1 pseudogene and 1 other annotated feature are annotated in these 1,587 nt (G+C 62.3%); the pseudogene reads right to left on the reverse strand.

Going from position 1 to position 1,587, the window contains the following annotated elements:
* Positions 1 to 151 precede the first annotated feature (151 nt).
* Positions 152 to 1,490 (reverse strand): annotated as a pseudogene (locus tag CKO11_RS17065) (IS3 family transposase).
* Positions 1,058 to 1,209: a sequence feature (AL1L pseudoknot), on the reverse strand. Its footprint overlaps the pseudogene before it by 152 nt.
* Positions 1,491 to 1,587: the final 97 nt, after the last annotated feature.

A 1,587-nucleotide genomic window follows, 5' to 3' on the forward strand; every position in this document is an offset into this window, starting at 1 on the left:
CGCTGTGCAGCGGCGTTTTCCGCAATGGTCCGGGCTTCGTCGCGCGATATGACCAGCTCTTGAAGGATCTCCCCGTTCCTGTAGCGGGCACGCACGTTCAATTGGCCGGAGCTGTCTTTCACGATCGACTGGACAGCGTCTCCCAGATTTTTCAACTGCTGGGTCGTAGCGTTTTCCACCCGACCTGTGAACGGCGCCGGGTTTGACGGAGGCTGATTTCGGTTAGTTGTGCGGCCATGGGTTCAGCGTCCAGAGCAGCGTAGAATTTCGCCTCGGCTTCGGCGGGCGGGATGTTCCCGATGGGCTCCAGCAGGCGGCGGTTGTTGAACCAGTCAACCCATTCGAGTGTTGCGTATTCGACAGCCTCAAAGCTGCGCCACGGACCCCGACGGTGGATGACCTCGGCCTTGAAGAGCCCGTTGATCGTCTCGGCCAGAGCATTGTCATAACTGTCGCCGACGCTGCCGACCGAGGGTTCGATGCCTGCTTCGGCCAAGCGTTCGGTGTAGCGTATGGACAGATACTGGCAGCCGCGGTCGCTGTGGTGAACCAGTCCCATACCCTTCGCCGGGCGGCGTTCATGGACTGCCTGTTCGAGGGCATCGAGAACGAAACCCGCTTTGGCCGAGGTGCTGACGCGCCAGCCCAGGATGCGGCGTGCATAGGCGTCGATGACGAAGGCGACATAGACGAACCCTTTCCAGGTGGCGACATAGGTGAAATCGCTGACCCAGAGCATGTTCGGTGCAGACACGCGGAACTGGCGGTTCACCTTGTCCAGCGGGCACGGCGCCTTCTTGTCGGGGATCGTCGTGCGGTGCGGTTTGCCGCGGACAATGCCTTGAATACCCATGCTCTTCATCAGCCGTGCCACCGTGCATCGCGCGACATCGAAGCCTTCCCGACCAAGCTGTCGCCAGACCTTCCGGACGCCATAGACCCGCCAGTTCTCCTCGAACACGCGAAGGATCTCGGGGCGCAGCGCTTCGTCCTGACGTGCCCGATCCGACAGCCGGGACGGATCGGCCCGCTTCGCCAGATGACAATAGTAGGTGGACGGAGCGATCGGCAGCACGCCGCAGATCGGCTCGACCCCGTGTTCACCTCGATGGTCGTCGATGAACCTGACCATCACTTCGACCGGCGGTCGAGCATCTCAGGCAGTGCTGAAGCAGTGCCGCACTGCCTTCGATCATCGCAAAATACGCTGACGCCTTCCGGAGGATATCGTTCGCCTGGCGCAGCTCCCGGTTCTCGCGTTCCAGCGCCTTCAACCGCTCAGACATCTCGGTCGGAATGCCGGCGCGCCGACCGCTGTCAACCTCGGCCTTCTTCACCCAGTCGTTAAGCGTCTGCGGCGTGCAGCCGATCTTCGCCGCGATCGACATCACCGCTTGCCAGCGCGACGGATGCTGCGCCTCGTTGTCCAGAACCAGCCGCACGGCCCGCTCGCGCACTTCAGGGGAAAACTTGTTCGTGGTCTTGCTCATGATGCTCCAGCCTACTGAAGAGTTGAAGCCTCCGCCAAACCCGGCGCGGTTCAGATGCTGACGTCGCGCGAGCCGCGAGGGAACGCGCGACGCATTC

This window comes from Rhodobacter sp. TJ_12 (genome assembly GCF_020023995.1).
Taxonomy (GTDB): Bacteria; Pseudomonadota; Alphaproteobacteria; order Rhodobacterales; family Rhodobacteraceae; genus Rhodobacter.